Annotated in this window: 24 protein-coding genes; 11 read left to right on the top strand and 13 right to left on the bottom strand. The window is 37.8% G+C overall.

Annotated elements, in window-relative coordinates:
* Positions 1 to 30: 30 nt before the first annotated feature.
* From EZL74_RS05150 to EZL74_RS05140, 3 genes are all read left to right on the top strand, one after another.
* A complete protein-coding gene (locus tag EZL74_RS05150; protein ID WP_131475529.1) occupies positions 31 to 1,413 on the top strand; it encodes an alginate export family protein in 1,383 nt (460 codons plus the stop codon).
* 49 nt (positions 1,414 to 1,462) lie between these two features.
* Entirely contained in the window at positions 1,463 to 2,473 is a 1,011-nt protein-coding gene (locus EZL74_RS05145; protein ID WP_131475528.1) for an alpha/beta hydrolase, read from the top strand.
* A 91-nt stretch (positions 2,474 to 2,564) separates the two neighbouring features.
* Positions 2,565 to 3,110, top strand: a complete 546-nt coding sequence (locus EZL74_RS05140) for a GNAT family N-acetyltransferase (protein WP_240034558.1) — start codon at positions 2,565 to 2,567, stop codon at positions 3,108 to 3,110.
* A 174-nt stretch (positions 3,111 to 3,284) separates the two neighbouring features.
* Here the strand turns inward: EZL74_RS05140 and EZL74_RS05135 are convergent, their stop codons facing one another.
* The 10 genes from EZL74_RS05135 to menD all read right to left on the bottom strand — a co-directional run bounded on the left by EZL74_RS05135 (position 3,285) and on the right by menD (position 15,037).
* Entirely contained in the window at positions 3,285 to 5,744 is a 2,460-nt protein-coding gene (locus tag EZL74_RS05135) for a DUF7619 domain-containing protein (protein ID WP_131475526.1), read from the bottom strand.
* 93 nt (positions 5,745 to 5,837) lie between these two features.
* Positions 5,838 to 6,710 (bottom strand): succinate--CoA ligase subunit alpha, encoded by an 873-nt coding sequence (sucD, locus tag EZL74_RS05130; RefSeq protein WP_131475525.1) that lies wholly within the window; start codon positions 6,708 to 6,710, stop codon positions 5,838 to 5,840.
* A gap of 98 nt (positions 6,711 to 6,808) precedes the next feature.
* Positions 6,809 to 7,168: a nuclear transport factor 2 family protein gene (locus tag EZL74_RS05125; protein ID WP_131475524.1), complete on the bottom strand. Its 360-nt coding sequence runs from the start codon at positions 7,166 to 7,168 to the stop codon at positions 6,809 to 6,811.
* 2 nt (positions 7,169 to 7,170) lie between these two features.
* On the bottom strand, positions 7,171 to 8,100 hold the full coding sequence (locus EZL74_RS05120) for a UDP-3-O-(3-hydroxymyristoyl)glucosamine N-acyltransferase (protein ID WP_131475523.1): 930 nt from the start codon (positions 8,098 to 8,100) through the stop codon (positions 7,171 to 7,173).
* Between the two features lie 87 nt (positions 8,101 to 8,187).
* Positions 8,188 to 8,748 carry an elongation factor P gene (gene efp / locus EZL74_RS05115; RefSeq protein ID WP_131475522.1) on the bottom strand — a complete coding sequence of 187 codons (561 nt, stop codon included), beginning with the start codon at positions 8,746 to 8,748 and terminating at the stop codon, positions 8,188 to 8,190.
* Positions 8,749 to 8,809: 61 nt separating this feature from the next.
* Positions 8,810 to 9,595, bottom strand: coding sequence for an acyl-ACP--UDP-N-acetylglucosamine O-acyltransferase (gene lpxA / locus EZL74_RS05110; protein WP_131475521.1), 786 nt, complete (start codon positions 9,593 to 9,595; stop codon positions 8,810 to 8,812).
* A gap of 12 nt (positions 9,596 to 9,607) precedes the next feature.
* Complete coding sequence (locus EZL74_RS05105; protein WP_131475520.1) at positions 9,608 to 10,996, bottom strand: bifunctional UDP-3-O-[3-hydroxymyristoyl] N-acetylglucosamine deacetylase/3-hydroxyacyl-ACP dehydratase; 1,389 nt, start codon at positions 10,994 to 10,996, stop codon at positions 9,608 to 9,610.
* A gap of 51 nt (positions 10,997 to 11,047) precedes the next feature.
* Positions 11,048 to 12,076: a UDP-3-O-(3-hydroxymyristoyl)glucosamine N-acyltransferase gene (gene lpxD / locus EZL74_RS05100; protein WP_131475519.1), complete on the bottom strand. Its 1,029-nt coding sequence runs from the start codon at positions 12,074 to 12,076 to the stop codon at positions 11,048 to 11,050.
* A 33-nt stretch (positions 12,077 to 12,109) separates the two neighbouring features.
* The gene (locus tag EZL74_RS05095) at positions 12,110 to 13,345 is read right to left on the bottom strand and encodes an HD domain-containing protein (protein ID WP_131475518.1); all 1,236 of its coding nucleotides are present in this window, start codon (positions 13,343 to 13,345) and stop codon (positions 12,110 to 12,112) included.
* A gap of 30 nt (positions 13,346 to 13,375) precedes the next feature.
* On the bottom strand, positions 13,376 to 15,037 hold the full coding sequence (gene menD / locus EZL74_RS05090) for a 2-succinyl-5-enolpyruvyl-6-hydroxy-3-cyclohexene-1-carboxylic-acid synthase (RefSeq protein ID WP_131475517.1): 1,662 nt from the start codon (positions 15,035 to 15,037) through the stop codon (positions 13,376 to 13,378).
* 74 nt (positions 15,038 to 15,111) lie between these two features.
* Between menD and EZL74_RS05085 the strand changes: the two genes are divergently transcribed.
* On the top strand, positions 15,112 to 15,612 hold the full coding sequence (locus tag EZL74_RS05085) for a GNAT family N-acetyltransferase (RefSeq protein WP_131475516.1): 501 nt from the start codon (positions 15,112 to 15,114) through the stop codon (positions 15,610 to 15,612).
* Between the two features lie 72 nt (positions 15,613 to 15,684).
* On the opposite strand, the gene EZL74_RS05080 is transcribed toward EZL74_RS05085, so the two are convergent.
* From EZL74_RS05080 to ccsA, 3 genes are all read right to left on the bottom strand, one after another.
* Positions 15,685 to 16,059: a hypothetical protein gene (locus EZL74_RS05080; protein WP_131475515.1), complete on the bottom strand. Its 375-nt coding sequence runs from the start codon at positions 16,057 to 16,059 to the stop codon at positions 15,685 to 15,687.
* A gap of 187 nt (positions 16,060 to 16,246) precedes the next feature.
* Positions 16,247 to 16,852, bottom strand: coding sequence for a glutathione peroxidase (locus EZL74_RS05075; RefSeq protein WP_131475514.1), 606 nt, complete (start codon positions 16,850 to 16,852; stop codon positions 16,247 to 16,249).
* Positions 16,853 to 17,164: 312 nt separating this feature from the next.
* Complete coding sequence (gene ccsA, locus EZL74_RS05070) at positions 17,165 to 20,287, bottom strand: cytochrome c biogenesis protein CcsA (protein ID WP_131475513.1); 3,123 nt, start codon at positions 20,285 to 20,287, stop codon at positions 17,165 to 17,167.
* A gap of 143 nt (positions 20,288 to 20,430) precedes the next feature.
* Between ccsA and EZL74_RS05065 the strand changes: the two genes are divergently transcribed.
* The 7 genes from EZL74_RS05065 to EZL74_RS05035 all read left to right on the top strand — a co-directional run bounded on the left by EZL74_RS05065 (position 20,431) and on the right by EZL74_RS05035 (position 25,635).
* Positions 20,431 to 21,192: a Rossmann-like and DUF2520 domain-containing protein gene (locus EZL74_RS05065; protein WP_131475512.1), complete on the top strand. Its 762-nt coding sequence runs from the start codon at positions 20,431 to 20,433 to the stop codon at positions 21,190 to 21,192.
* Positions 21,176 to 21,703, top strand: a complete 528-nt coding sequence (locus EZL74_RS05060) for a KdsC family phosphatase (protein WP_131475511.1) — start codon at positions 21,176 to 21,178, stop codon at positions 21,701 to 21,703. Before EZL74_RS05065 ends, EZL74_RS05060 begins: the two co-directional genes overlap by 17 nt.
* A 49-nt stretch (positions 21,704 to 21,752) precedes the next feature.
* Entirely contained in the window at positions 21,753 to 22,679 is a 927-nt protein-coding gene (locus tag EZL74_RS05055) for a geranylgeranylglycerol-phosphate geranylgeranyltransferase (RefSeq protein WP_131475510.1), read from the top strand.
* A complete protein-coding gene (locus EZL74_RS05050) occupies positions 22,672 to 23,265 on the top strand; it encodes a Maf-like protein (protein ID WP_131475509.1) in 594 nt (197 codons plus the stop codon). The genes EZL74_RS05055 and EZL74_RS05050 overlap by 8 nt, the downstream gene beginning before the upstream one ends.
* 35 nt (positions 23,266 to 23,300) lie before the next feature.
* On the top strand, positions 23,301 to 24,503 hold the full coding sequence (locus tag EZL74_RS05045) for an AI-2E family transporter (protein WP_131475508.1): 1,203 nt from the start codon (positions 23,301 to 23,303) through the stop codon (positions 24,501 to 24,503).
* 2 nt (positions 24,504 to 24,505) lie between these two features.
* On the top strand, positions 24,506 to 25,036 hold the full coding sequence (locus tag EZL74_RS05040) for a mechanosensitive ion channel family protein (RefSeq protein WP_131475507.1): 531 nt from the start codon (positions 24,506 to 24,508) through the stop codon (positions 25,034 to 25,036).
* Positions 25,037 to 25,191: 155 nt separating this feature from the next.
* Positions 25,192 to 25,635 carry a hypothetical protein gene (locus tag EZL74_RS05035; protein ID WP_131475506.1) on the top strand — a complete coding sequence of 148 codons (444 nt, stop codon included), beginning with the start codon at positions 25,192 to 25,194 and terminating at the stop codon, positions 25,633 to 25,635.
* Positions 25,636 to 25,683: the final 48 nt, after the last annotated feature.

Below are 25,683 nucleotides of genomic sequence, written 5' to 3'. Positions count from 1 at the left end.
CAGTTTCAATCATCAACAAAATCATCATTTATGAACAAACTAACAAAACCTATTCACCTCATAGTATGGTTGGTAAGTATCGTCTTTTCAACTTTAAATGCCCAAAACAAAATCAGTTGGGAACGTTATGACGATAACTTCACTGTCTTAAAAAATGACACCTTAAAAAAAGGACTGGAGCAATTGAAGTACATTCCATTAGGAAAAAACAACTATATCTCTTTTGGCGGTGAGCTACGCGAACAATTTCAGGTATACAACAATCTGAATTTTGGCGACGTTCCTCCTACTTACACCAGCAAAAATGCGCATCAACTTTGGCACCGACTAATGGCTCATGCCGATATAGAACTGGGAAATCACTTTCGATTTTTTATACAGTTGAGTAATACTGCCCGATTTTTTAATGAAAATCCCATAGTTCCTGAACTGGATGAGAATCAACTGAGTCTTCATCAGGCTTTTGGAGAGTTGAAACTTCAAAACTGGAAATTCCGCTTGGGACATCAGGAAGTGTTTTACGGCAATCATCGCTTAATCACTTTCAGAGAAGGTCCTAATACCCGCCTGGCTTTCGACGGATTGGTTGTAAAACGACAGTTTAAAAACGGTTCTCTTGATTTTTTTGCCGTTTCCAAAGTCATTTCAAAACAGTATGTTTTTGATGACGAAAGCATGCACGATGGCTTGGTGGGAATTTACGGCACTCAGTTTTATGCGGCTAAAAAATTAGGATTGGATTATTTTCTGGTCAATTTTCAATCGAGAGACCGACAGTATAATTATCAAACAGGATATGAAAACCGTGAAACTTGTGGCATTCGACTCTTTTCAAACCTGAAAACTATAAACTTTGAATTGGAAGGCGCTTATCAAACCGGTAAATTTAAGGACCTGACTATAGATGCCTATAACGTTTTGGCAGATATAAATGTTACCCTAATCCCTTCCAAAAAAGGAATCGTTGGGTTTGCGGCGAATCTGGCTTCGGGAGATAAAAACCCGAATGATAAAAAACTGAATACCTATAACTTATTGTATGCTAAACCGGCATACGGACTGGCAGCTCCTATCGGAGCAACCAATATGCTGAGTTTAAATCCTTACATTAAAATAAATCCGTCAGCAAAATTCAATGTATTGGCCCAAGTGTTTTTCCTGTCGCGAAACAGTAATCAGGATGGTACCTACTCGCCGGGAATGGTACAAAACCGACCTAAACCAAATGCCCTTTTTGAATCCAATAAAAAAACGTTAGGACAACTCTATGTATTGGAAACCAATTATCAACAAAACAAAAATCTTTCTTTTGCCTTTGACGCTTCCTATTTCAAAGCGGGTAGCTATCCTAAAGCCACAGGAAACGGAGATAATCTTCTTTACTTATCGTTTAAATCAACTTACAAATTTTAAGAGTACCTTTGTTATGATTCTGTTTGAGTCTTAACCCAACCTTCTGAAGATGAAAAAAACACTATTCTTACTCATGCTTTGTTTAGTACAGATCAGTCCTGAAAATTCAACAGCCCAGACTTGCGGTACCCGAAATTTAGCACCGGATATTGCCTATTTTCTGAACATGATTGGGTACAAAGATTTAACGCTGGAACAACTCCGACAAATACCAATAGAACAGCTAAAGTATGCCGGCCCTCCGGCCATGCCCTACCCTGTTGCCGATGTACAGCGCATCAAAATAACTGTCGACAGCATTCCGGTTTTGGTGTTTAATGCTACCCACGGCAAGCATTTGCCTATCATCATAAATTACCACGGAGGCGGCTTTATCTCTCCTTTGTTACCTTGTTTAGAGCAACCGCTGTGGTTGGAATCAAAGAACTTGGAAGCCGTTGTATTTGCAGTTGATTACCGTGTTGCCCCCGAACACCGATTTCCGGCAGCACTGAATGACAGTTATTCGGCTTTTAAATGGATTAGTGAACATGGAAATGAATTTGGCGGAGATATAGATAAAATTGTTTTAGAAGGAACCAGTGCCGGTGCCAATTTAGTGGCGGTTATGGCGCAAAAAGCAAAAAAGGAAGGCATCAGCCGTAAAATAAAATTACAAGTCATGAACGGACTCCCGGTTGATTTGAGTCCGAAAAATATGGAAACTTCGATTTCTTACCAAGAAAATGCTGTGGGCTATTTTCAAACTAAAGCAGCGTGTTATTTTGCGTTAGAACAATACGCTCCCGGGCAATATGACAATCCCGAAGTTTCTCCCATACTGACCAAAGATTTAAAAGGACTGCCTCCAGCGGTAATCATCACGGCCGAATTTGATCCACTCAGAGATGACGGTGCTTTATACGCCGCTCAATTAAAAAGTGCCGGAGTGCCGGTTTGGGAACATTGTTTTCCCGGACAAATACATTGCTTAATAGGACTACTGCCCGGTGCTAAAGAGCTGCAAACTTTTGAAGATTTGGTAAAAGAAGCGATGAAGATTAGCTTTGTCAAAAAGTAATTACGATTGATTTATTAAAAAACAATATTTCTAATCATAAATTCAAGTGTTTTTGCCTGTAAATGCAATGAACATAAATTCAAAAACAACAATGAATATACAAACCGAAAGACTCCTCATAAGGCCATTGGTAGTAACCGATGCTCACAATTTTCATGTTTATCGTTCCAACCAAGAAGTAACCCAATACCAGGGATTTGACGTAATGACTTTAGAGGAATGCACCGCATTTATCAATGACAATGCCGAAAAATCGTATGGCAAACCCGGAGAATGGGTACAGTTCGCCATAGCCAACAAAACTACAAACGAGCTTATAGGTGACTGTGCCGTAAAATTAGATTCCTACGACCCACGCATAGGCGAAATAGGCATAACCATATCGCATTTAGAACAAAAAAAGGGCTATGCCAAAGAAACTTTACTGGGATTACTGAAATTCCTATTTGACCAAGAGAATCTTCACAGGGTTGTTGAAATTGTAGATGCCGAAAATGACGCTTCCATAGCCTTGTTAAAGAGCATCGGTTTCAGACATGAAGGCCATTTTATTGAAAATATCTTTTTTAAAGGAAAATGGGGCAGCGAATTCCAATACGCCATGCTGCAACGAGAGTGGAATGCTCTAAAACGATAGTAAATCTTAGGCTTCTCGATACATCCGCCTGAGGCGGACACTTGAAGTAACTCTATAACACTCTAAAGTTTAAGTTTGACTTTGGTAAAAGCTATACAAAAAAAGCCCCTCGATTTAGGGGCTTTTCGTTATTATTTTGGGAAAATTATACTAATCGCAATTAATATTTAGTTATTACTCTTTGACAAACTTAGTATTGGCCGTTCCTTTGCTAGTGTTGACTTTTATGAAATAAGTACCTGCTTTAAGGTATGCAACATCTACAGTTGAAATACTAACTGCATTGGGTATTGCAATTACCATTTGTCCTAAAAGATTGTATATCTCTATTGACTTTATTTCTATCATTTCCTTTGTTTGCAAATTCAATATTTGTTGTGCCGGTACAGGATACACACTAAAATAAGTATTGAAATCAAAATCCTGAGTAGCCAATGCCTGAACAGTAGTTGTAAAAGTATTGGTCACAATAGGCGCATTATAATCAAAAAAGATGCTGGCTGAATTAGCAAATGTACTTCCTACTACTAAAGTTGGTTTCGTTTTGATTTTAAACGCCACGTATCCGTCATTATTGGCATCATCAAACGGCAGGTTGATATTTTCAAAGATAAATTCAACCCTATTGGTGTTTGCTACACGGGTTTCAAATGGAGCACTGCCACTTAACGGAATTAAACTATCCATATCAAACTTAGTGATATCAATCATATCTTTCACCACAATATTTTCAGCGTTTGCCGTTCCTGAGTTTTCAAAACGAATCACATAATGTACATACTCCCCTACCATGCTTGGCGTAATGGTTGTTCCTTCAATACAGGTTTTATCATTAGGATCTAAAGAGTTAACAATTATTTGATTAAGAGTGGAAATATTATCGTTGGGAGTTTCGTCAACAGCGCCTGCAATAGTAGCTGTATAATGCAACGTACCCCCAGCAGACAAAGGTGGAATTTCTACTGGTGAATTTAAATTGAATGTCAGATTAATAACTCTGGTTTCAAAGGGATGTAAGTTGCTAAACGACCAATTCAGATTATTTACTGAAGTGCTTTGTATGGCAGGCGTTGCGTTTACAAAATCGAGAGTAGTATCATCAAAACTTAAATTAATAGAACCATCTTGAATGTGATTTCCTTTATTTTTATAAATAATTTTATATGAGGCATCGAAACCCGGTCTTGCTCTTCCAATCGGAAGTATGGTTATTTCTAAATCATTATGGATTCCGGATGGAGTCACACAAAAGTCTTGTATTTGTGGATTAACAACATTAGGAAATGTCAACGCAAAATTGATAGGACTAATCGTATAATAACTTGAATTTTCAAATTGTGGAGTAACTGTATAACTTCCATTTGGGAGGGCAATACGGTAAAAACCCGAATTATCAGCATAATAATTAGCGGTGGTGCTACCGCTAACCACTTTAAATTTCATGGAAGGATAGTTATAGTCATTCACATCGCAACCGTTTTCATCCGAGTCAATCCTAACATTTCCTCGTAGAGTGCCATACAAATTTCCTCCGGGTGTAAAAGAACAATAGGTATTAACTGTACAAAATGGAATTCCAAAAGTAACTATCGCATTTTGAACCGACGTTAACTGGCTTTCATCGCAACAGATATAACTCAAATTAGGGTTATTCATAATATAAAACAACGTTTCAAACGTGCCATTTTTTACAAACAAACTAGTCAATTGATTATTGTTGACATACAAAGTACCAACTTTAGTATCACTGATGTCAAGAGTGGTAAGTAAATTGTGGTCTGCTTTCAATTCGGTCATGTTTATACAACCTTGCACATTAATACTGGTGAGTAAATTGGTATTACAATCTACCCAAGCCAGTTGTTGATGATTGCTTAAATTCAGAGTGGAAAGGTTGTTGGAGTAACATTGCAGTTCAAACAAAATTGGGCAGCTACTTACATCTAAAGCAGTCAATACATTGGAATATGTATAAAGACGTTTGAGACTTGAACATCCGGCCAGGTTTAAAGAAGTTAATTGATTTGAATAAGAATACACTTCATCTAACAGAGGCATACCTGAAAGGTCAAGACTTGTCAATTGATTTTCATAACAATAAAGATTAACTAAACTCGTCATATTATTGATATTTAGAGACGTAAGCAGATTGTTGCTGCATTTAAAGTAAACTAAACTTGATAATCCGGACAAATTAATGCTTGTCAGCTTATTATCATTACAACTAAGATTGACTAAATTAGATAAACCGCTAATGGATAAACTGGCCAATTGAGAAGAGGTCACTGACAAGTCGGTCAAATTAGTTAGAGTATTAATATTCAAACTGGTAATAGAGGTTCCATTACTGCCAAATTTTCGGAGATTGGTGAAATATTCTATCCCACCCATACTAGTGATACTGGCACCGTTGGCTGTTAACTGGTATATAACCAAAGCTTCACTAACTTGTATCTGGCTGTCACCATTGGTGTCAATAACTACACTGGCACCCGCTTGATTTTTGGCAATACCATTGGAAGTGGTTGCCGATAAAAGCCTGGTTTTAAAATTAGCGTCGGTGAAATTGATTATTTGAGCATTTCCAAAACATACGGTAAAAAATAATAATAAGTACAGGTATTTTAGCTTCATATAAAATAATTTGATAATCAAATATATAAAAGTTTTTAAATAAAAAAAGCCTCACAAGGGTGAGGCTTTAAATTATAATACAAGTTTGGGATATTATCCCATCACTTCTTTTACTTTTTTACCGATTTCGGCAGGAGAATCTACTACGTGAATTCCGTTTTCTCTCATGATGCGTTTTTTTGCTTCAGCAGTATCGTCGGCTCCTCCAACGATAGCTCCGGCATGTCCCATGGTTCTTCCTTTCGGAGCTGTTTCTCCGGCAATAAAACCAATTACAGGTTTACGGTTTCCGTCGGCTTTAATCCATTTGGCCGCATCAGCTTCTAATTGCCCCCCTATTTCACCAATCATGATGATACATTTGGTTTCAGGATCGTTCATCAATAATTCAACGGCTTCTTTAGTTGTAGTTCCAATGATTGGGTCACCACCAATTCCGATAGCTGTTGTGATTCCTAAGCCTTGTTTTACAACCTGATCAGCCGCTTCATAAGTCAAGGTACCCGATTTAGATACAATCCCTACACTTCCCTTTTTGAAAACAAAGCCCGGCATGATGCCTACTTTAGCTTCTCCCGGAGTAATAACTCCCGGACAGTTAGGACCTACCAAACGACAATTTTTACCTTTGATGTATTGGTACGCTTTGATCATATCGGCAACAGGAATACCTTCAGTAATGGTAATAATTACTTTGATACCGGCATCAGCAGCTTCCATAATAGCATCGGCTGCAAAGGCTGGCGGAACGAAAATGATAGTGGTATCTGCACCCGCTTGCTCAACCGCATCTTTAACTGTATTAAAAACCGGACGGTCTAAGTGAGTGGTTCCTCCTTTTCCGGGAGTTACTCCTCCTACTACATTGGTTCCGTATTCAATCATTTGCGAAGCGTGGAATGTTCCTTCGCTTCCTGTAAATCCTTGTACTATTATTTTTGAATCTTTATTAACTAAAACGCTCATGTGTGTGTTTGTTTATTTGGTGTTTATTTTTTGTGTTGCAAAAGTAGCAATTAGTGATTAGTATTTAGCGATTAATACTCAGTTTTTTTGCAAATTTGTTATAGTTGGCTCATTTGATATCCGCGGTAAAGCTTGTTGCCTTTGAGTTCCCAAACCACCATGAAATGAGCCAAGAGCATTTCTTCTCTGGGGTTTTCAAACGTTTTGACGTAATGCGAATACCTAACCGAAACGGTATTCCCTTCGGCTAAAATGTGGGTAATTCTTGATTTAGACCGAACATAAGCTTTGCCTAATTCGGTTATTAATGAAATAATATCGTCGTGTTTGAGTTTTAAAAAACCTTTGGAACTGTGCCATTCCAAAACAACATCAGGATGCAAAAAATCATTGACTGTGTTGGTTTCCAACAGTACATCTGACTTGTAAAAATTTTGAACGATTTCTTTGGCGCTCATAGTTATTTCAATTTGTTTAAAATATCCGGTATTCTTTTTACATTGGCCAATTGCTTTAATTTTTCACGTGATTCCTCAACCGGAGTACCAAAATAGCTCTTTCCTCCTTCTATTGATTTGGTCACTCCTGTTTGCCCTAAAACGACAGCTTTCGCACCGATAGTAATGCCACTGGTAGTTCCTACCTGACCCCAAAGCGTTACTTCGTCTTCAATCACGACACAACCGGCTATACCTGTTTGTGATGCAATCAGACATTTTTTTCCGACAACCGTATCATGACCAACGTGCACTTGGTTATCTATCTTGGTTCCGGCCCCTATAGTGGTGTCACCGGTAACCCCTTTATCAATGGTACACAAAGCCCCTATACCCACGTGGTCTTCAATGACTACTCTCCCACCGGAAAGCAATTGGTCAAACCCCTCCGGACGTTTTTTATAATAAAAAGCATCAGCTCCCAAAACGGTTCCCGAATGGATGATTACGTTATCACCAATCACAGTGTTGTCGTATACAATAACATTGGCATGTAGCAGACAATTTTTACCAATCGTTACATTATGTCCAATAAAACAATTAGGTTGAATGATTGTTCCTGCACCGATAGTAGCTGAATCTGCTATACTGGCATTGGCAGCCACAAACGGACGAAAGTGCTTGGTCAGCACATTAAAATCGCGGAAAGGATCATCTGAAACCAAAAGTGCTTTGCCGTCAGGACAATCAACTTCTTTGTTGATTAAAACAATAGTGGCTGCTGACTGCAGTGCCTTTTCATAATATTTAGGATGATCAACAAAGACGATATCTCCGGGTTCTACTACGTGAATTTCGTTCATGCCATGAACAGCAAAATCATCGGCTCCCACGTATTGGCAACCGATGATTTGAGCTATTTCTTTGAGTGTATGTATTCTTGGAAATTTCATATTTGATTGAACATTTGAAGATTTGAGCATTTGAAAAAGAGGAGTGTATAATCTTCAAATTTTCAAATTAACACATTTTCAAATTAATTACACTCTTTCCATGTATTTACCGGTAGCTGTATCAATTTTGATCTTATCCCCTTCATTGATGAATAAAGGAACATTAACTGCGGCACCGGTTTCTACTTTTGCCGGTTTAGTGGCGTTAGTAGCGGTATTTCCTTTTACACCCGGCTCGGTATAGGTAACCTCTAAAATAATAGAAGCCGGCATATCAACAGACAACGGCATGTCGGTTTCAGTATTGATTTGCACCATTACGTTGGTTCCTTCTTTTAACAAATCCGGAGCGTCTAATACGTCTCTGTTTAAAGTAATTTGTTCGTAAGTTTCTGTATTCATAAAGTGGAAATCATTTCCTTCAGAATATAAAAATTGGAACGTATGCGTTTCAACGCGAACCACATCTATTTTGTGCCCGGCCGAAAAGGTATTATCCAATACTTTTCCATTGGTTAAACTTTTCAATTTAGTTCTAACGAAAGCCGGTCCTTTACCCGGTTTTACGTGAAGAAATTCGATAATTTTATAAATATCGTGATTGAATTTGATGCATAATCCGTTTCTAATATCTGCTGTAGATGCCATTTTGTATTATTTGTTAATTAAATTATTCTGTTATTTATATCTTCTACTATCGATTCGCATTTTAATACGATCCCGAATAGCCTTTCATAATTCCTCTTGAGGAGTTACGGATGAAATCAAGAATCTCGTCGCGTTCCGGTGAAGCAGCCATTTCAGCTTCTATTATTCCCATAGCTTGAGAAGTATTATAATTTTTTTGATATAGTATTCGGTAAATATCCTGAATTTCTCTGATTTTTTCAGAAGTAAATCCTCTCCTTCTCAATCCAACCGAATTAATCCCTACATAAGAAAGCGGCTCTTTGGCAGCTTTGGTATAAGGGGGTACATCTTTACGCACTAGAGAACCACCCGAAATCATGGCATGGTCACCAATATGAATAAACTGATGAATAGCAGCCAAACCGCCAATGATGGCATAGTTCCCTACAATCACGTGACCAGCCAAAGCCACACCGTTTACAATAATGGCGTTATCTCCTATATGACAGTCATGGGCAATGTGAGCCGTAGCCATAATCAAACAGTTATTTCCGATTTTGGTTTGCCCGGAAGCAATAGTTCCTCTGTTGATAGTCACACACTCTCTGATGGTAACATTATCACCAATTACTGCTAGTGATTCTTCTCCTCCGAATTTTAAATCCTGAGGCACAGCGGCAATAACAGCTCCCGGAAAAATATTGCAATTCTTCCCGATACGGGCGCCTTCCATAATGGTTACATTCGAACCAATCCAAGTTCCATCACCGATGACAACATTGTTGTGAATAGTAGTAAAAGGTTCTATAACGACATTCTTAGCGATTTTAGCACCAGGATGTACATAAGCTAACGGTTGATTCATACATTTTTAGATTTAGTTCTTTTTGACAATTTGTGCCATCAATTCAGCTTCGGCTACCAATTTTCCGTTGGCATAAGCGTTAGCCTGCATGTGGCAAATACCTCTGCGGATAGGAGAAATCAAGTCGCATTTGAAAACCAATGTATCTCCCGGCAACACTTTGTACTTGAATTTTACATTGTCAATTTTCATAAAATAAGTCAAATAATTTTCAGGATCCGGTACCGAACTTAAAATTAAGATACCTCCGGTTTGTGCCATGGCTTCTACAATTAAAACGCCAGGCATTACCGGTGCTCCCGGAAAATGACCCACGAAGAAATCTTCGTTCATGGTCACGTTTTTCAAACCTACCACATGGCTGTCTGACATTTCCAATATTTTATCGACCAACAAGAAAGGTGGTCGGTGTGGCAACATAGACATGATTTTGTGAATGTCCATCAAAGGTTCTTTATGTAAATCATACACCGGAACTTGATTGCGTTGCTCTAATTTAATGATTTTAGATAATTTTTTGGCAAACTGCGTATTCACAAAGTGCCCCGGTTTGTTGGCAATTACTTTTCCTTTGATTCGGGTTCCCACCAAAGCCAAATCGCCAACCACATCAAGCAATTTATGACGGGCCGCTTCATTTGGATAGTGCAGGGTAAGATTGTCCAAAATTCCGTTTGGTTTTACTGAAATTTGTTCTTTACCAAAAGCAACTTTGAGGTTCTCCATGGTTTTAGGAGAGATTTCTTTATCAACATACACAATGGCATTGTTCAAATCTCCTCCTTTAATCAGACCGTTGTCTAACAATGTTTCCAATTCGTGCAGGAAACTAAAGGTTCGGGCATCCGCAATCTCGGTTTTGAACTCGGAGATGTTTTTCATGGTGGCATTTTGCGTACCTACCACTTTGGTCCCAAAATCAACCATAGCCGTTACCTGATAATCGTCAGAAGGCATCAGCAAAATTTCACTTCCGGTACTTTCATCGGTAAAAGAAATAACTTCTTTAACCACGTAATATTTACGTTCAGCATCTTGTTCAACAATGCCTGCTTTTTCAATAGCTTCTACAAAAAACTTAGAAGAACCATCCATGATAGGAGGCTCTGATTCGTTTAACTCGATGATTACGTTATCCACATCACAACCAACAAAGGCCGCGAGTACGTGCTCCGAAGTTTGAATTTTAACACCTAACTTTTCAAGATTAGTTCCTCTTTGTGTGTTCACAACATAATTGGCATCCGCCTCGATAACAGGACTCCCTTCTAAGTCTACTCGAACAAAAGTATAACCGTTGTTGACCGGTGCCGGTTTAAAAGTCATTTTGACTTCCTTTCCCGTGTGAAGTCCAACGCCCGTAAGCGAAATCTCGTTTTGGATGGTTTTTTGTTTAACCATGGGTATGCTATTTTAGTTTAGTTTATTGTTGTTGCGTACCAAACAATTTGGTTACGACTCAGATGAATGATTCTTTTTTAATTCTTCCAAATCAGCTACTATCTTCGGTAAATTTTTGAAATGTACATACGACTTGCTGTAATCGCCATAATTGAAGGCTGGCGAACCTTGAATGGTTTCTCCGTCTTGTATATTTTTACCAATACCGGATTGAGCCTGAACTCTAACGTGATTGCCAATAGTCAAATGACCGGCTATACCCACTTGTCCGCCTATCATGCAATGGCTTCCTATTTTGGTTGAACCCGCAACACCGGTTTGAGCAGCGATTACGGTATGTTCTCCAATTTCAACATTATGGGCAATTTGGATATGGTTGTCGAGTTTCACTCCCTTTCTGATTATGGTAGAACCCAAAGTAGCTCTGTCGATGGTAGTAGAGGCACCTACGTCAACATAATCTTCGAGAATGACATTGCCTATTTGGGGTATTTTAGAATAGGTTCCTGTTTCGGTCGGAGCATATCCAAACCCGTCAGACCCTATTACTACACCGGAATGCATGGTGCAATTGGCGCCTATTACCGACTCAGAATAAATTTTTACTCCGGCAAACAAAATGGTATTGTCACCTATGGTAACGTTATCGCCTATGAAACAATTCGGGTATATTTTGACATCATTACCTATTACTACATTTTTACCGATATAACTGAAACTTCCGAGGTATAAATTTGCTCCGTAAGTCACATTTTCAGAAATCACAGAAGGCTGTTCGATTCCTGATTTCATCAACTTCACCTGATTGTAATACTCCAATAATTTTGAAAAAGCCTGGTAGGCATCATCCACTTTTATCAGTGTGGTAGTCAAGGTATTTTCGGGAATAAAGTCGTGATTGACTATGGTAACGGTAGCAGCGGTGGTATAAATAAAATTAACATATTTAGGATTGGCCAAAAAAGTAAGCGAACCTTCGGTGCCTTCTTCTATCTTAGCCAATTTGAACACTTCGGCATCTGGGTTTCCTACCACTTCGCCATCAAGAATTCCTGCTATTTGAGCTGCTGTAAACTTCATTGCCACAAAAATATAAAAAAAACAATTTTAATATTAAAATTCTTCAAGTAGTTTTGGAAAACAGATATAATATTTGGTAACCGGCTTAGACAAGGCTTTTAAATTAAGTTGATCTGATGCTTCCACTACATCTTCTATTGATCGGTCCTTTTTCAGAATTCTGATGGGTTCGGCTTCTTTGCTGTAGGCCTGATTTTTAATTTTTCCTTTAAAAATAAAATATTTAGCTTCCTGCTGGGTAACGTGATGTTCCTTAACAAATCGGGCCGTCATGGCTTCGAGCACTTCAACAGGAAACTTTTCGCTGTTGAGTTTTATTTTTGACAAATCGCGATTAATAATCATTTTACTCAAACTTGACAAAATAAAATCATCGTTATGCTGCCAATTTTTCAATGCACTAATTACATCAAAATCATCCAGTTGCGCAAAAGTATTTAAATCTGTATCCGAAAAGTTATCCAAAGTAACTTTGTGCTCCATAAAATACTTTAACGGTCTGCTGCATTCCACCGGAACTCCTTTATGAAAAAGTTCTTTAGCTCTTTGTAATGTTTTGGTCAAAGTCAGTTCGGCTACCAAACTCGTTTTGTGCAAATAAGCTTGCCAATACATTAAACGGCGGGCCATCAGGAACTTTTCTATCGAGTAGATTCCTTTTTCTTCCATCACCAACACGTCGTCAACTACATTCATCATTTGAATCAATCGATCGGAATTGATATTGCCTTCTGCCACCCCCGAATAAAAACTGTCACGCTTTAAATAATCCATCCTATCCATATCCAATTGACTGGAAATCAACTGCAACATGAACTTTCGGTGGTATTCACCTTTAAAAACCTGAATCGCCAAACTCAAATGACCGTTGAATTCTTCGTTAAGTTTATTCATGAATAACAGCGAAATGGCTTCATGGTTTACCTCTTCTACTATACTGTGTTCCATAGCATGAGAAAAAGGTCCGTGGCCTATGTCGTGTAAAAGGATAGCTATGTAAAGTGCATTTTCTTCTTCTTTGGATATTTTGACTTCTTTAAAACGAAGTACCTCAACCGCTTTCTGCATCATGTGCATGGCTCCGAGCGCGTGGTGAAAACGGGTATGGTGCGCTCCCGGGTAAACCAAATAGGATAATCCCATTTGAGAAATACGTCGCAAACGCTGAAAATAAGGATGCTGAATCAAATCGTAAATCAGCGAATTAGGAATGGTAATGAACCCGTAGATCGGGTCATTGAATATTTTCAATTTATTAGTTTGACTCACTATACAATGGATTTTAGTAAAGATATAAATTTATACCAAAGCTTTAAAATACGCTTTCAACTGTTTGTCGTTTTCACGGCTTGGTGTAAATACTTCTAATATCATCGGTTGATCATTTTGGCCGAACAATTGTTTCAGTCCTTTTGACAATGATTTTTCATCACTGGCAATAGCATACTCAAAACGGTACATTTTGGCCAAATGTTCTGCTGTCAGACAATGTGAAGTTTCAAAATAGGTATGAAATGTTTCGTTCTCCTGATGTCCGGGCAGAATCCGGAAGATACCTCCTCCTCCATTATTAATCAGAATGATTTTAAAGTTTTTCGGAATATAATTATTCCAAAGAGCATTGCTGTCGTACAAAAAACTAACATCTCCGGTAATCAAAACGGTAGGTTTTTTACTCCCCACAGCCGCCCCGATAGCCGTAGAAGTACTTCCGTCAATGCCACTGGTACCTCGGTTGCAAAACACTTCTACCGATGCATCTATATCAAATAGTTGAGCATAACGGATAGCAGCACTATTACTGATTTGTAACTGAATGTGCTGAGGCAGTGCACTCAAAATCCCTTCAAAAGCTTTCAAATCAGAAAAAGCTACTTTCGACAAATAATTATTGTGTTTTTCTTTTCTGGATTGATGAATGGCATGAAAAGTTGCTTTGTAATCGCTTTCTACATTTTTTACAAATGGCAAAAACTGTTTAAAGAACTGATTGGGCGTTACCTGAAAATGGTTGGTCAGGATACCAAAGGTATCATAAGCTCTCAGTTCATCGATATGCCAATGATGTCTGGGTTTGTATTTTCGTAAAAAAGCCTTGATTCGTTTAGACACTATCATGCCTCCGAACGTAACTAAAATACGAGGTTGTAATTCAGTAAATTCAGCAGCGGTAAAAGGAGTAATTAAGGTGTCAATGTTGTTGATGAACGATGGATGGTGCAAATTAGAGGTGGTTTCGGTCATGACCACCACCGATGGTAATGAAGCCAATTGTTCCATCCATCTTTCCTCTATTGAATTCGGGAAACATTCACCTACCAACACTAAAATCTTTTGACTGTGGTTCCACAAAGTAGAAAAGGCAATGATATCTTCTACCCTTACCGTTCGATGGTCTTTAAACAAACCTGTAACATTGCAATCTACCGAAAGCTTGTTGGTGGTTTCATACAAAGGCTCTTCAAAGGGCGCATTGATGTGTACCGGTCCTTTATGAGCAATAGCTACATTAATCGCTTCATTGATAAACACATCATTTTCTTCAGAAGCATCTTCGAGTAAATTAGCATTGTAAAGCGAATGATTCACAAACACATTCTCCTGTCTGATGGTCTGTCCGTCACCAATATCAATTTTATCATGCGGTCGGTCGGCAGATATGACAATAAAGGGAATCTGACTATAGAACGCTTCTGCCAAAGCCGGATAGTAATTTAACAAAGCAGAACCCGAAGTACATACCACGGCTACCGGCTTTTGAATTTGCTGGGCAATTCCCAAAGCAAAAAATGCAGCACAACGCTCGTCAGCAATACTGTAACAACGAAAGTTTGGATTGTTGGTAAACCCAATGGTCAAAGGAGCATTTCGGGAACCCGGAGAAATTATTATATCGTGAACTCCTTTGGCAAGACATATTTCAATAATACTCTGCGCTAAAGGTATTTTGGGATAAATCATTTAATTTTCAGTTTCAAAGTAACAAAGGTACAAAGGTTCGAAGTTATTTTTTACATTTAACTTTTAATTCTGATATGACTAAATTAACAATTAGGCCCTATAAACCCGAAGATGTAGAGGCCATTACGGCTATCTTGAATTACTACATTGTCAATTCGACAGCTTTATATGATTATAAGCAGCGTACGTTTGAACAACAACGGGCTATCTTTGACGATAAACTCAACAAAGGATACCCGGTTTTGGTAGCTACTATTGAGGAACGATTGGTTGGTTTTGGATACTACAGTGAGTTTCGTTTCCGCGAAGCGTATCAATTTACTGTTGAACATTCGGTGTATGTTATGCCTAATGAACACGGTAAAGGTATTGGTCATGCCATCATGAGAAAGTTGATTGATTTAGCCAAAAAACAAAAACGACACACGATGATTGCAGTAATTGACTCAGAAAACCAAAGCAGTATCGAATTTCACGAAAAATTCGGGTTCAAAACCGTAGCTGTGCTCAAAGAAACCGGCTATAAATTTGACCGATGGCTGCATTCCGTTTTTATGCAATTGATGCTAGAATAACAAGCAAGCATAAAAAAAACCTGATTTAGGGTCATCAGGTTTAAAAAAAAAAATTGGGTTATAAATGTAAACTTATAGGATGTCAATGCCGTTTTCTTCCAGTATTCCTAAAAGATAACTGCTTTGATTGGGATTGTATTTTTCTACGCCACTTTGATACCATTTTTGAATGACGTCAATCTGAAAGGCGGTATAATCATCGGCATCAATATCCATTCCCAACATACCGGCTAATAAAAAATCGTCAAGCACCTTATTAGTCACTATCAACTTGGGAATACCGTGAGCAATTTTTCCGTTCAATCGTTCGTATTCTTGTCTTCCTTGTTCAAATCCAAAAGCAAAAGCTTCATTAGCATCCCCAACTATATTTATATAAGGATTGAGTCCGCTCGCGTATCCGTCTAAGTAATCTTGTCTGTAAACGGGATTGAATATATTTTTCATCTTAAAAAGAGGTTGTGGCTTTTATTATTTAATTCAAAGCTAAAAACAATGCATTTTATATTCTCTAAAAATCGTTAAACGGATTAAAAACTCTTTAAATCACTAGGGACGTGACGTTCGTCGATAGAATTGCAACAAAAAACCCGATGAATTTCTCCATCGGGTTTGGCTTTTACTGAGCGATTAATTAGGATTTACCATTAATCCAATCAACTATTTCCGGATCGGTTGGCAACACTCTTGGAGATAACACCTTAACCAATTCGCCTTTTTCATTTAGCAGGTATTTTTGAAAGTTCCATTCCACCTGACTATCCTGTAACCCGTTTCTGCTTTTTTGAGTCAGGAACTGATACACTTCGTGTTGGTCATTCCCTTTCACCGAAATCTTGCTCATCATAGGAAATGTGACCCCGTAATTCATTTTACAAAACTTAGCAATTTGGTCGTTGCTTCCGGGTTCCTGAGCCCCAAAATTGTTTGCCGGAAAACCTACGATTACAAAATTTTTGTCTTTGTATTTTTCGTAAATCGCTTCCAAATCTTTGTATTGAGGTGTGAGTCCGCATTCAGAAGCCGTGTTGACTACCAGTATCTTCTTTCCTTTCAAACTTGAAAAGTCAAATTGTTTTCCGTACAAATCATTAACCTTGAACTGGTAAATCGTTTCTGTTTTAGTTTGTGTATTCATGACCGTGTTTTTTGTGGTTGATGCAAACTGTTTCGTTTGAGCATTGTTTTGGCAACTCCAAAGAAACAAAGCACTGCAGCTTAATAGCAAAAGTTTTCTCATCTTTTTATTTTTTCCATAAAATTACTCATAATCCCAAAAAATGATGTTATACAATTCCTAAAGTTTTTATAAAAAAGAACTCAATGATTTTAAAAAACCATTGAGTTCCCAACAAAACATGATAGAAATTTATTTTCTACCAACCAAAACAAAATGAAACAATCTCATTCATAGCAGATTTTTCCTCTGGTATACTAATTCAAACAAGCATGAAGAGGTTTCCCCCACAGCAGAAAATGATAATTTTTTGTTAAAAATAATTCACAGCGCGAAACAGTAAAAAACAAAAAATCCCGATTTCTCGGGACTTTCTTATTTCTTTCTGTAATGCTTTCTGTATTTCGGATAAGCTATGGCTCCTATCAATGTCATACTTCCCAAGGTGTACCAAATCCAACCGAGCGATTTTGCTTCTCCACTGGCATAAGAGTGTAATCCGACCAAATGGAAGTTTACTCCGTAATACGTAAATAAAATAGACACAAAAGCGTACATCGCCATTAAGTTAAACAACCATTTATTGCGCAAAGACGGAACAAAACGGGCGTGTATTACAAACGCATATACCATTATGCTGATGAGTGCCCAAGTTTCTTTAGGGTCCCAACCCCAGTATCTTCCCCAGCTTTCATTGGCCCATTGTCCTCCGAGAAAGTTACCAATGGTCAACATAATCAATCCGATAGTCAGAGCCATTTCATTGATGTATGTAATTTCTTTGATGTTCAATTCCATTTTGGCTTTGTTTTTTTCATTGGTGAAAAATATCAATACCAAAGCAACAAATCCCAGAATCATTCCCAAGGCAAAAGGTCCGTAACTCGCCACGATAACCGCCACGTGTATCATCAACCAATACGAATTCAGCACCGGTTGTAAATTGGCAATCTCCGGATCTATCCAGTTGGCATAGGCCGCCGTCAAAATCATGGCTGTAACAAAGGCAGAAGAAGCCACTGTTAGTTTTGATTTTCGGTCAAAAGCCAAACCAAAGAACATGGTTGCCCAAGCTACATAAACAATAGACTCATAAGCATTACTCCAAGGCGCGTGTCCCGATATGTACCATCGGGCAATCAATCCGAGTGTGTGCAAAGCAAAAAGGAGCCCTACCAACACATGCAGGATATTTATTGTAACTGATAACCATTTTTTTTCTTTGAAAATTTGAATAATGGTAAACAGGAACATTAATGCCGCTACAGTTACATACCAATACGGCAACTTTTTGAAAACATCGTATTTGTTATATAAAATTTCGTAATCTATTTTTTGATCCGAAGGGCGCACAGCTTTACCGAATTTCTTTTGATAGGCTATGATGCCATTCAACATGGTGTTGGCCATGGTGTAATTTTTCGATTTTTTGGCCAAACTAAGAGACTCCAAATAATAAGGAAAGGCATTTTTGATGGTATCAAGAGCCGTACCTGTTGGCTGGCTGATTTCTAAATTAGAAACCCATTTGTTGTTTTTGTCATTCGGAACCGGATAAATTTTTAAAATACTGCCAAATAAGGCATTGTTCATCAGGTTGATTTTCTTATCGGTTTCAACAAAATCTTTCTCAAACTGATTAGGATTGGCCGTTTTATAAGCGTCTTCCAGATATGGAGCCAATTTGTAGTTGCCTTTGGCATCAAAAAATTTCTTGAACGGAATAAACTTCATATCGGCATCCACCCCGATAATTTTACGAATACTGTCATTGCCGGGTTTGACGTAAACCAACGGAACTTCTATCCAGGCAAAAGGAAATTGTTTCATTGAAATCAAAACCTGATCGGCATTCATTCCGTTATAGGTATCGCTGTGGCTCACTTTTCGCAACAATTCAGAAGCAAAAGTATTAACCGGTTTCATTCTTCCTCCGGCATCCTGTATTACCAAACGACCAAATTGTTCGGCTTGTTTTTCGGGAACTTTATACGATAAGATTGAATCTAAAAAATTGATTTCTTTATTCGGATGCGGATGATTTTGGGCCAATCCGTTCAAAGAAAACAACAATATCAATATCGAAGCCATTTTGGCCTTTTTCTTTTTCACGGTTTCGAGTTTTAGTTTCAAATCTGCAAAACGTGATTTTTTGACAAACATTATTGCCATAAGACAGAAGAACAAAATAAAATAACCGATGTAAGTAATCGTAGTTCCCCAGAAATCGTGGTTAACCGACAGTACTGTTCCTTTCTCATCCGGATCAAATGAAGCCTGGAAGAAACGGAATCCTTTGTAATCAAGAATGTGGTTCATGTAGATGCGAGCATCAAACTTTTCTGTTGAATCGATAACCGTAACCTGACTTTCAAAAGCGGAAAAACTTTTCTCCGTTCCCGGATATTTTTGAGCGATAAAATCATTCAATTTCAAACTAAACGGCAATTGATAAACCTTACTGCCGTAACTCAGCGTAAATTCTAATTCCCCTAACTTACATATTTTGGGCTCCCCTTGCTTTCCTTTTGAGCCGGTTAGCGTAACTTCCTGTTCTTTTCCTCCTGATTTAATAAGAACCGTCAGGGCGTCAGTACCGTTTTTAGGTTTAAAATTTCCACTCGATTCAAACGTTATGAATCCTTTTTTGGGAGCATCAGGTATTACGAACTGGGTTCCTCCTACGTTATATAAAGACCTGTACATCAAAGGCTGTACCGAATCTTTACCTACTTTTCCTTGTAACCTGTCCGCCATTCGCATAAACTGACCTTCAAAAGGCGAAGTGATGGTATTGTTCTTTGTATCGATGTTGATAGCGCCTTTGGTGGGTTTATTAACCGCAAACAGCACGTTGTGAATATCCTGAATTTCACCTTCCTTCAACATGTGCTCATGACGCATACCGTCACCCGACTCGACCAGTTTTAAGTAAACGGTTCCCTTCTCGTCTTCTTTGATGGTTTCTTTGGCATCTAATACAAAGTTTTTATACTCTATTTCGAATGGAATTTCTGCAAATTTTTCGTTAATCGAAAAGTAGTTTTCCGTTACCGGCGACAACAACATGGGTTTTTCAAAAATGCGGCGCTTTAAACTGCCTTCATACATTCCGTCAACAAATACAGTCAAATAGCATTTATCCGAGAAAAGCTGGTTTGATGTAGCTCCTTCTCGAATGGGCATCATTCCTTCATAACTGATGTAACGAGTTATAAAAGCTCCCGTGATGATAAATATGAAGGACAAATGCAGTAAAAGAGTTGCCCATTTTTCTTTTTTGTACAATTGATAACGTTTGATATTTCCGATGAAGTTAATCACAAAAAACAGCATAATAGCCTCAAACCACCAGGCGTTGTATACCCAAATTCGGGCTGTATCGGTATTGTATTTGCTTTCAATAAAAGTTCCGGCTGCCATAGCCACGGCAAAACCTAAAAACAAAACCGCCATTAATCGTGTAGAGAATAAAAAAGCGTATAGTTTCTTTTCCATATGAAGTTTGGAATTTTTTTTAAAGTGCTACAAAAATAGGGTAAATAAATAGATTTCAACTGCATTTGTTTTGGGTTTTAATACTTTTTTAACCCTTGTTTTTTTCTTTAATTTACTAACGTATTTTTTGATAATTTAGCCACATGATTCGAGTGACACTTATTGGTTCCGGAAATGTTGCCCAGCATTTAATCCAAGCATTCAGCAAAACTACTGATGTTGATTTGGTTCAGGTGTTTTCAAGACGAACAGAAGCGGTCACACATTTGGTTGATTCCCGCAAAGTCATCTCTGATTTTACTAAACTGGAAGAAACCGATGTAATCATCATTGCCGTTACTGATGATGCTATTGAAAATGTATCCAATCAGATTCTGCTGCATAACCAACTGGTTGTTCACACTTCGGGCAGTTTGGCCATGACGGCTTTACATTCCAACCACAGACGAGGCGTTTTTTATCCGTTGCAAACCTTTTCGAAAACCAAAGCGATTGATTTTAAACACATCCCGATTTGTCTGGAAGCTGAAAATGAGACCGATTATCAAACTCTTGAAAATCTGGCTAGAGTTATCTCGGAAGTTCACTACAGGGTAAACTCAGAACAAAGGAGAGCCTTGCATGTAGCCGCTGTTTTTGTGTCTAATTTTGTCAATCATTTGTATCAAATCGGAGATGATATTTGTACCGAAAACCACTTATCATTTGATATTTTGAAACCCTTGATACAGGAAACTGCCAACAAAATTATGACGTTGTCGCCAAATGAAGCTCAAACAGGTCCGGCAAAACGCCAGGACACTACTACCATCAATGCCCATCTGTCTTTTTTGACAGATGCCAACCAAAAAGAAATATACAAACTGCTAACTAAATCTATTATTGATAATGGGAAAAAGCTATAAAGAAATTCTGAACAACATTTCGACTTTTATTTTTGACGTAGACGGTGTTTTGACTGATGGTTCGGTACACATAACCCAAACCGGAGAAATGCTGCGCACCATGAATATCCGAGATGGATTTGCCATGAAAGCCGCAATTGAAAGCGGATATCATGTATGCATCATTTCGGGCGGAAACAATGAAGGGGTGCGCATTCGATTGAGAAACCTGGGAATTACCGATATTCATTTGGCTTCATCAGATAAAGTAGCCACTTTTAAAGAATACACGGAACTGTACAACATTAATCCTGAACATGTGCTTTACATGGGCGATGATATTCCCGATTTTCATGTCATGCAACTGGTAGGATTACCCACCTGTCCTCAAGATGCCAGCCCGGAAATTAAAGCTATTTCAAAATACATATCCCATAAAAAAGGCGGCAAAGGAGCGGTTCGGGAGATGATAGAACAAGTGATGAAAGTACAAGGCAAATGGCATTTGTACTACAACGGGAAACACGATTAACTGAATAGTTTCGTTCTGACAAATGAGAATAAATTAAGTAAACATAAATATGAATTTTTTAAAATTAATCCGTTACCAAAACTTATTACTACTGGCATTCATGCAGCTTATTTTTCGTTATGGTTTCCTGAAATACCAAGCTGTTTATTTGTTTCTGAATGATTTTCAATATGGATTATTAGTATTATCGACGGTATTGATTGCGGCGGGTGGCTATGTTATTAATGACATCATGGATCAGGAGACAGATGCCGATAACAAACCCAACAATGTTATTATTGGAAAAAGCATCTCTGAAGCCATGGGATACAATTTGTATTTTGTACTGAATGTAACCGGAGTCGGGATTGGTTTTTATTTGTCCAACGTGATTCAAAAACCAACATTCGGTGGACTCTTCATCATCATAGTCACTATTCTGTATTTGTATGCAACAAGCTTCAAAAAGATACTATTAATTGGCAACATCATAGTGGCATTGGTCTTATCTATGAGTATTTTAATCATCAGTATTTTTGATTTATTGCCTTTAACCTATGCGGATAACCGTAACGAAATGTCAGTCATTTTTTCATTTATGGTGGACTATGCCATTTTTGCTTTTATCCTGAATTTTATTCGCGAAATTGTTAAAGATATGGAAGATGTAGATGGTGATTATAACCAAGGAATGAATACGTTACCCATTGCTTTAGGAATATCGCGGACCGTTAAAGTAGTTTTTGTTTTAGGAATCTCGGCCACTCTACTTTTGCTGTGGTACATCAATACATACTTGATGGCAAACCAACTCTATTTTGCAGTCATCTACGGATTGTTACTCATTGTCGGTCCGATGATTTTCTTTGTGATAAAAATTTGGAATGCTACCTCCAAAAAAGATTTTCATTTGTTAAGCACTGTATTAAAATGGATCATTTTCTTCGGCATTCTTTCGGTGGCAGTCATTACTTTTAACATCAAAAACCATGGGTAATTTAAACCTCAAAAACCTGCAAATCATACTGGCCTCTGGTTCTCCCAGAAGGCAGCAATTCTTCAGGGACATGGATTTGGCTTTTGAAATACGCCTGAAAGACATCGAAGAAACATATCCTGATCATCTTCAGGGTGTTGAAATCACGAACTATTTGGCCGAACTCAAAGCCAGTGCTTTTGAAGGAGAAATCAATGAAAATGAGCTATTGATTACCAGTGATACCATCGTTTGGCTCGAGAGCAAAGCCTTGGGAAAACCAAAAGATTACCAAGATGCGGTGGCTATTTTAAAATCACTGTCGAATAAAACACATGAAGTAATCACCTCTGTTTGTTTCAAAACCAAACACCAAACGGAAACTATTTTTGAAGTAACCAAAGTTACCTTTAACACACTCTCCGATGAGGAAATTCAGTACTATTTAGACAAATACAAACCGTTTGACAAAGCCGGTGCCTATGGCATACAAGAATGGATTGGATTGATAGGCATATCCAAAATAGAAGGCTCTTATACCAATGTTGTGGGACTGCCTACCGAAAAAGTATATCAGTATTTGAAGCAGTTGGATACAGGGAATTAAAAAATTGACTATCTTTCAAATTAAACTGAAGAAATATGTCAGAAACCGTAAAATTTCCTTTTTATATCAGATTGGCAGCCATTTTACTTTGCTTGATTGGGCTGTTTGCCATAGTCTATTTGGGCCGGGATATTATTTTTCCGCTGTTACTTTCACTACTCTTTGCTATCCTACTTCGTCCGGTAGTTCGCTTTTTAATTACCAAACTCCGTTTTCCTCATTTCGTAGCGGTCGTCTTTGCCATAGTCTTATTTGTAATGATTTTTCTGGGAGTTTTTTACTTTATTTCGTTACAGGTAAGTGACATGGCTCATGATTGGGACAAAATCAAAAACAATTTCTTTTATCATATCGAAAATTTCCAACAACTGATTCGGGATAATTTTCATTTGAGCAAAAGTGAACAAAATAAAATCATTCTCAATGCTACCAAGAACAGTTTAGATTCAGGAAAAGAAATTGTAGGCAGTACCCTCAATTCGTTCACCGATATTGTTTTGAATCTGACACTGATTCCTATTTATACTTTTCTCTTTTTGTTGTATCAGAACCTGTTCGTCAATTTTTTAATCAAATTATACAAACCGATTCACCACAAAAAACTCAGAGAAATTTTAATCGAAATTAAACTTGCCGTACAGAGTTATGTGGTGGGATTGCTCTTTGAAATGATTGCTGTTTCAATACTCACTACCATTGGTTTATATATTATAGGTGTCGAATATTTTATCTTATTAGGAATCATTACCGGAATTTTGAATTTGGTTCCGTATATCGGAATCTTGTTTGCCGGAGCTTTGAGTATAGTAGTCTCACTATCGGGTTCAACCGATCTGTCAATTGTCATTGGCGTAATTGTGGTTAATATTATAGTCCAATTTATTGATAACAATATACTGGTACCTATGTTTGTCAATTCAAAAGTACAAATCAATGCATTGGTTTCGATTGTTGGAATCATTATCGGAAATGTTTTGGGCGGAATTACCGGAATGTTTTTGGCTATTCCTATCATTGCCATACTGAAAGTAATCTTTGACCGAATAGATTCGCTCGAACCTTGGGGTTATTTGATGGGCGATGATTTACCCAAAACCTTTGAATGGCACAAAATTAAAATCCCGATGTACAACTACAATACATCGACTACCACAATCAACTTCGGTAACGAAGATATGGATGATGTGATTCCCGAATCAGAACAGAACAACGGTCCTGAAAACAACGAACACTTATGACTATGACTTTTTTTTCAGATTTTATCAAAGAGGTTATTGCCACCGGAATTCTGCTGATTGTTGTCATCTTTCTGCGAATTTTGATAGCCAAATTCATTCGCCGTTATGCCAAGCTTTCCTTCATAATGGAACATCGAACAAACTTGGTAATCAAATACATTCATTTGCTCATCAACATACTGACATTGGTCTGTCTTATTGTAATTTGGGGCGTACAAAAAAAAGACATCCTATTTACACTTTCATCAGTCACAACTGTGGTGGGTGTAGCTATGTTTGCCCAATGGTCTATACTGAGTAACATTACTTCCGGAATCATTTTATTTTTCTTTTTCCCGTTCCGCATTGGCGATATCATCAGCGTGCATGATAAAGATTTTCCGATTCAGGCTGAAATTGAAGACATTAAAGCTTTTCATATCTATCTCAAAACCGATAAAGGCGAACGCATTACCTACCCTAACAATTTACTGCTCCAAAAGGGTATTTCGATTATTAAACACAAATATGATCATACAGAATTTACGGATTAATTTTAATTATGTAAATTTTTTAAAAAATCTTGTAACACAACTTTACAGCTCCGAATCTAAATTTGTCTTATACAATAACAAAAATTAGGTCTAATCTAATCTGCTTCTTTTTTTACGCAATCATAAACAGAAGCGATTATATTAAAAAGAAAATTATGAGAACAACAAAATTAGTATTACTAGTAGCACTATTTGCAGCTACGGTAAGCAGTAAGGCACAAGTTTCGGTGAATGTTAATATTGGTACCCCACCGGTTTGGGCTCCGGCAGCTCCGGTAGAAGTACAATACTATTACCTCCCTGATATTGAAGTATATTATGATGTTCCGGCACGTTGTTATATTTATTTAAGAAAAGGCAAATGGCACCGTTCAGCCGTGCTGCCGGCACGATACAGAGGATACGATTTATACCACGGTCATACGGTATATTTAACCGATTACCACGGAAGAACACCCTATGTATATTACAATGAACACAGAGTAAAATATGTGGGGAACAAAGGCTGGAAATCTAACGGTCATGACAACGGAAACCGCGGAAACGGCAGAGGTCATGGTCACGGAAATGGCAAAGGCAAAGGTCACGGTAAACACTAATGCACCTTCTTTTTATGGATAACAAAGGCTGAGGAATTTTCTCGGCCT

The organism is Flavobacterium silvisoli, assembly GCF_004329815.1.
Classification (GTDB): Bacteria; Bacteroidota; Bacteroidia; order Flavobacteriales; family Flavobacteriaceae; genus Flavobacterium; species Flavobacterium silvisoli.
This window is presented reverse-complemented; position numbering and strand designations above follow the sequence as displayed.

Bases quoted from the DNA above. Each gene is read 5' to 3' on its own strand.
- EZL74_RS05050 (WP_131475509.1), top strand. From the start codon at position 22,672: ATGGGTAATTTAAACCTCAAAAACCTGCAAATCATACTGGCCTCTGGT.
- EZL74_RS05145 (WP_131475528.1), top strand. From the start codon at position 1,463: ATGAAAAAAACACTATTCTTACTCATGCTTTGTTTAGTACAGATCAGT.
- EZL74_RS05060 (WP_131475511.1), top strand. From the start codon at position 21,176: ATGGGAAAAAGCTATAAAGAAATTCTGAACAACATTTCGACTTTTATT.
- lpxA (WP_131475521.1), bottom strand. From the start codon at position 9,595: ATGAATCAACCGTTAGCTTATGTACATCCTGGTGCTAAAATCGCTAAG.
- EZL74_RS05040 (WP_131475507.1), top strand. From the start codon at position 24,506: ATGACTTTTTTTTCAGATTTTATCAAAGAGGTTATTGCCACCGGAATT.
- EZL74_RS05150 (WP_131475529.1), top strand. From the start codon at position 31: ATGAACAAACTAACAAAACCTATTCACCTCATAGTATGGTTGGTAAGT.
- lpxD (WP_131475519.1), bottom strand. From the start codon at position 12,076: ATGAAGTTTACAGCAGCTCAAATAGCAGGAATTCTTGATGGCGAAGTG.
- EZL74_RS05045 (WP_131475508.1), top strand. From the start codon at position 23,301: ATGTCAGAAACCGTAAAATTTCCTTTTTATATCAGATTGGCAGCCATT.
- EZL74_RS05105 (WP_131475520.1), bottom strand. From the start codon at position 10,996: ATGGTTAAACAAAAAACCATCCAAAACGAGATTTCGCTTACGGGCGTT.
- EZL74_RS05075 (WP_131475514.1), bottom strand. From the start codon at position 16,852: ATGAGAAAACTTTTGCTATTAAGCTGCAGTGCTTTGTTTCTTTGGAGT.
- EZL74_RS05055 (WP_131475510.1), top strand. From the start codon at position 21,753: ATGAATTTTTTAAAATTAATCCGTTACCAAAACTTATTACTACTGGCA.
- EZL74_RS05085 (WP_131475516.1), top strand. From the start codon at position 15,112: ATGACTAAATTAACAATTAGGCCCTATAAACCCGAAGATGTAGAGGCC.
- EZL74_RS05135 (WP_131475526.1), bottom strand. From the start codon at position 5,744: ATGAAGCTAAAATACCTGTACTTATTATTATTTTTTACCGTATGTTTT.
- ccsA (WP_131475513.1), bottom strand. From the start codon at position 20,287: ATGGAAAAGAAACTATACGCTTTTTTATTCTCTACACGATTAATGGCG.
- EZL74_RS05120 (WP_131475523.1), bottom strand. From the start codon at position 8,100: ATGAAATTTCCAAGAATACATACACTCAAAGAAATAGCTCAAATCATC.
- EZL74_RS05065 (WP_131475512.1), top strand. From the start codon at position 20,431: ATGATTCGAGTGACACTTATTGGTTCCGGAAATGTTGCCCAGCATTTA.
- menD (WP_131475517.1), bottom strand. From the start codon at position 15,037: ATGATTTATCCCAAAATACCTTTAGCGCAGAGTATTATTGAAATATGT.
- EZL74_RS05125 (WP_131475524.1), bottom strand. From the start codon at position 7,168: ATGAGCGCCAAAGAAATCGTTCAAAATTTTTACAAGTCAGATGTACTG.
- sucD (WP_131475525.1), bottom strand. From the start codon at position 6,710: ATGAGCGTTTTAGTTAATAAAGATTCAAAAATAATAGTACAAGGATTT.
- EZL74_RS05035 (WP_131475506.1), top strand. From the start codon at position 25,192: ATGAGAACAACAAAATTAGTATTACTAGTAGCACTATTTGCAGCTACG.
- EZL74_RS05140 (WP_240034558.1), top strand. From the start codon at position 2,565: ATGAATATACAAACCGAAAGACTCCTCATAAGGCCATTGGTAGTAACC.
- efp (WP_131475522.1), bottom strand. From the start codon at position 8,748: ATGGCATCTACAGCAGATATTAGAAACGGATTATGCATCAAATTCAAT.
- EZL74_RS05080 (WP_131475515.1), bottom strand. From the start codon at position 16,059: ATGAAAAATATATTCAATCCCGTTTACAGACAAGATTACTTAGACGGA.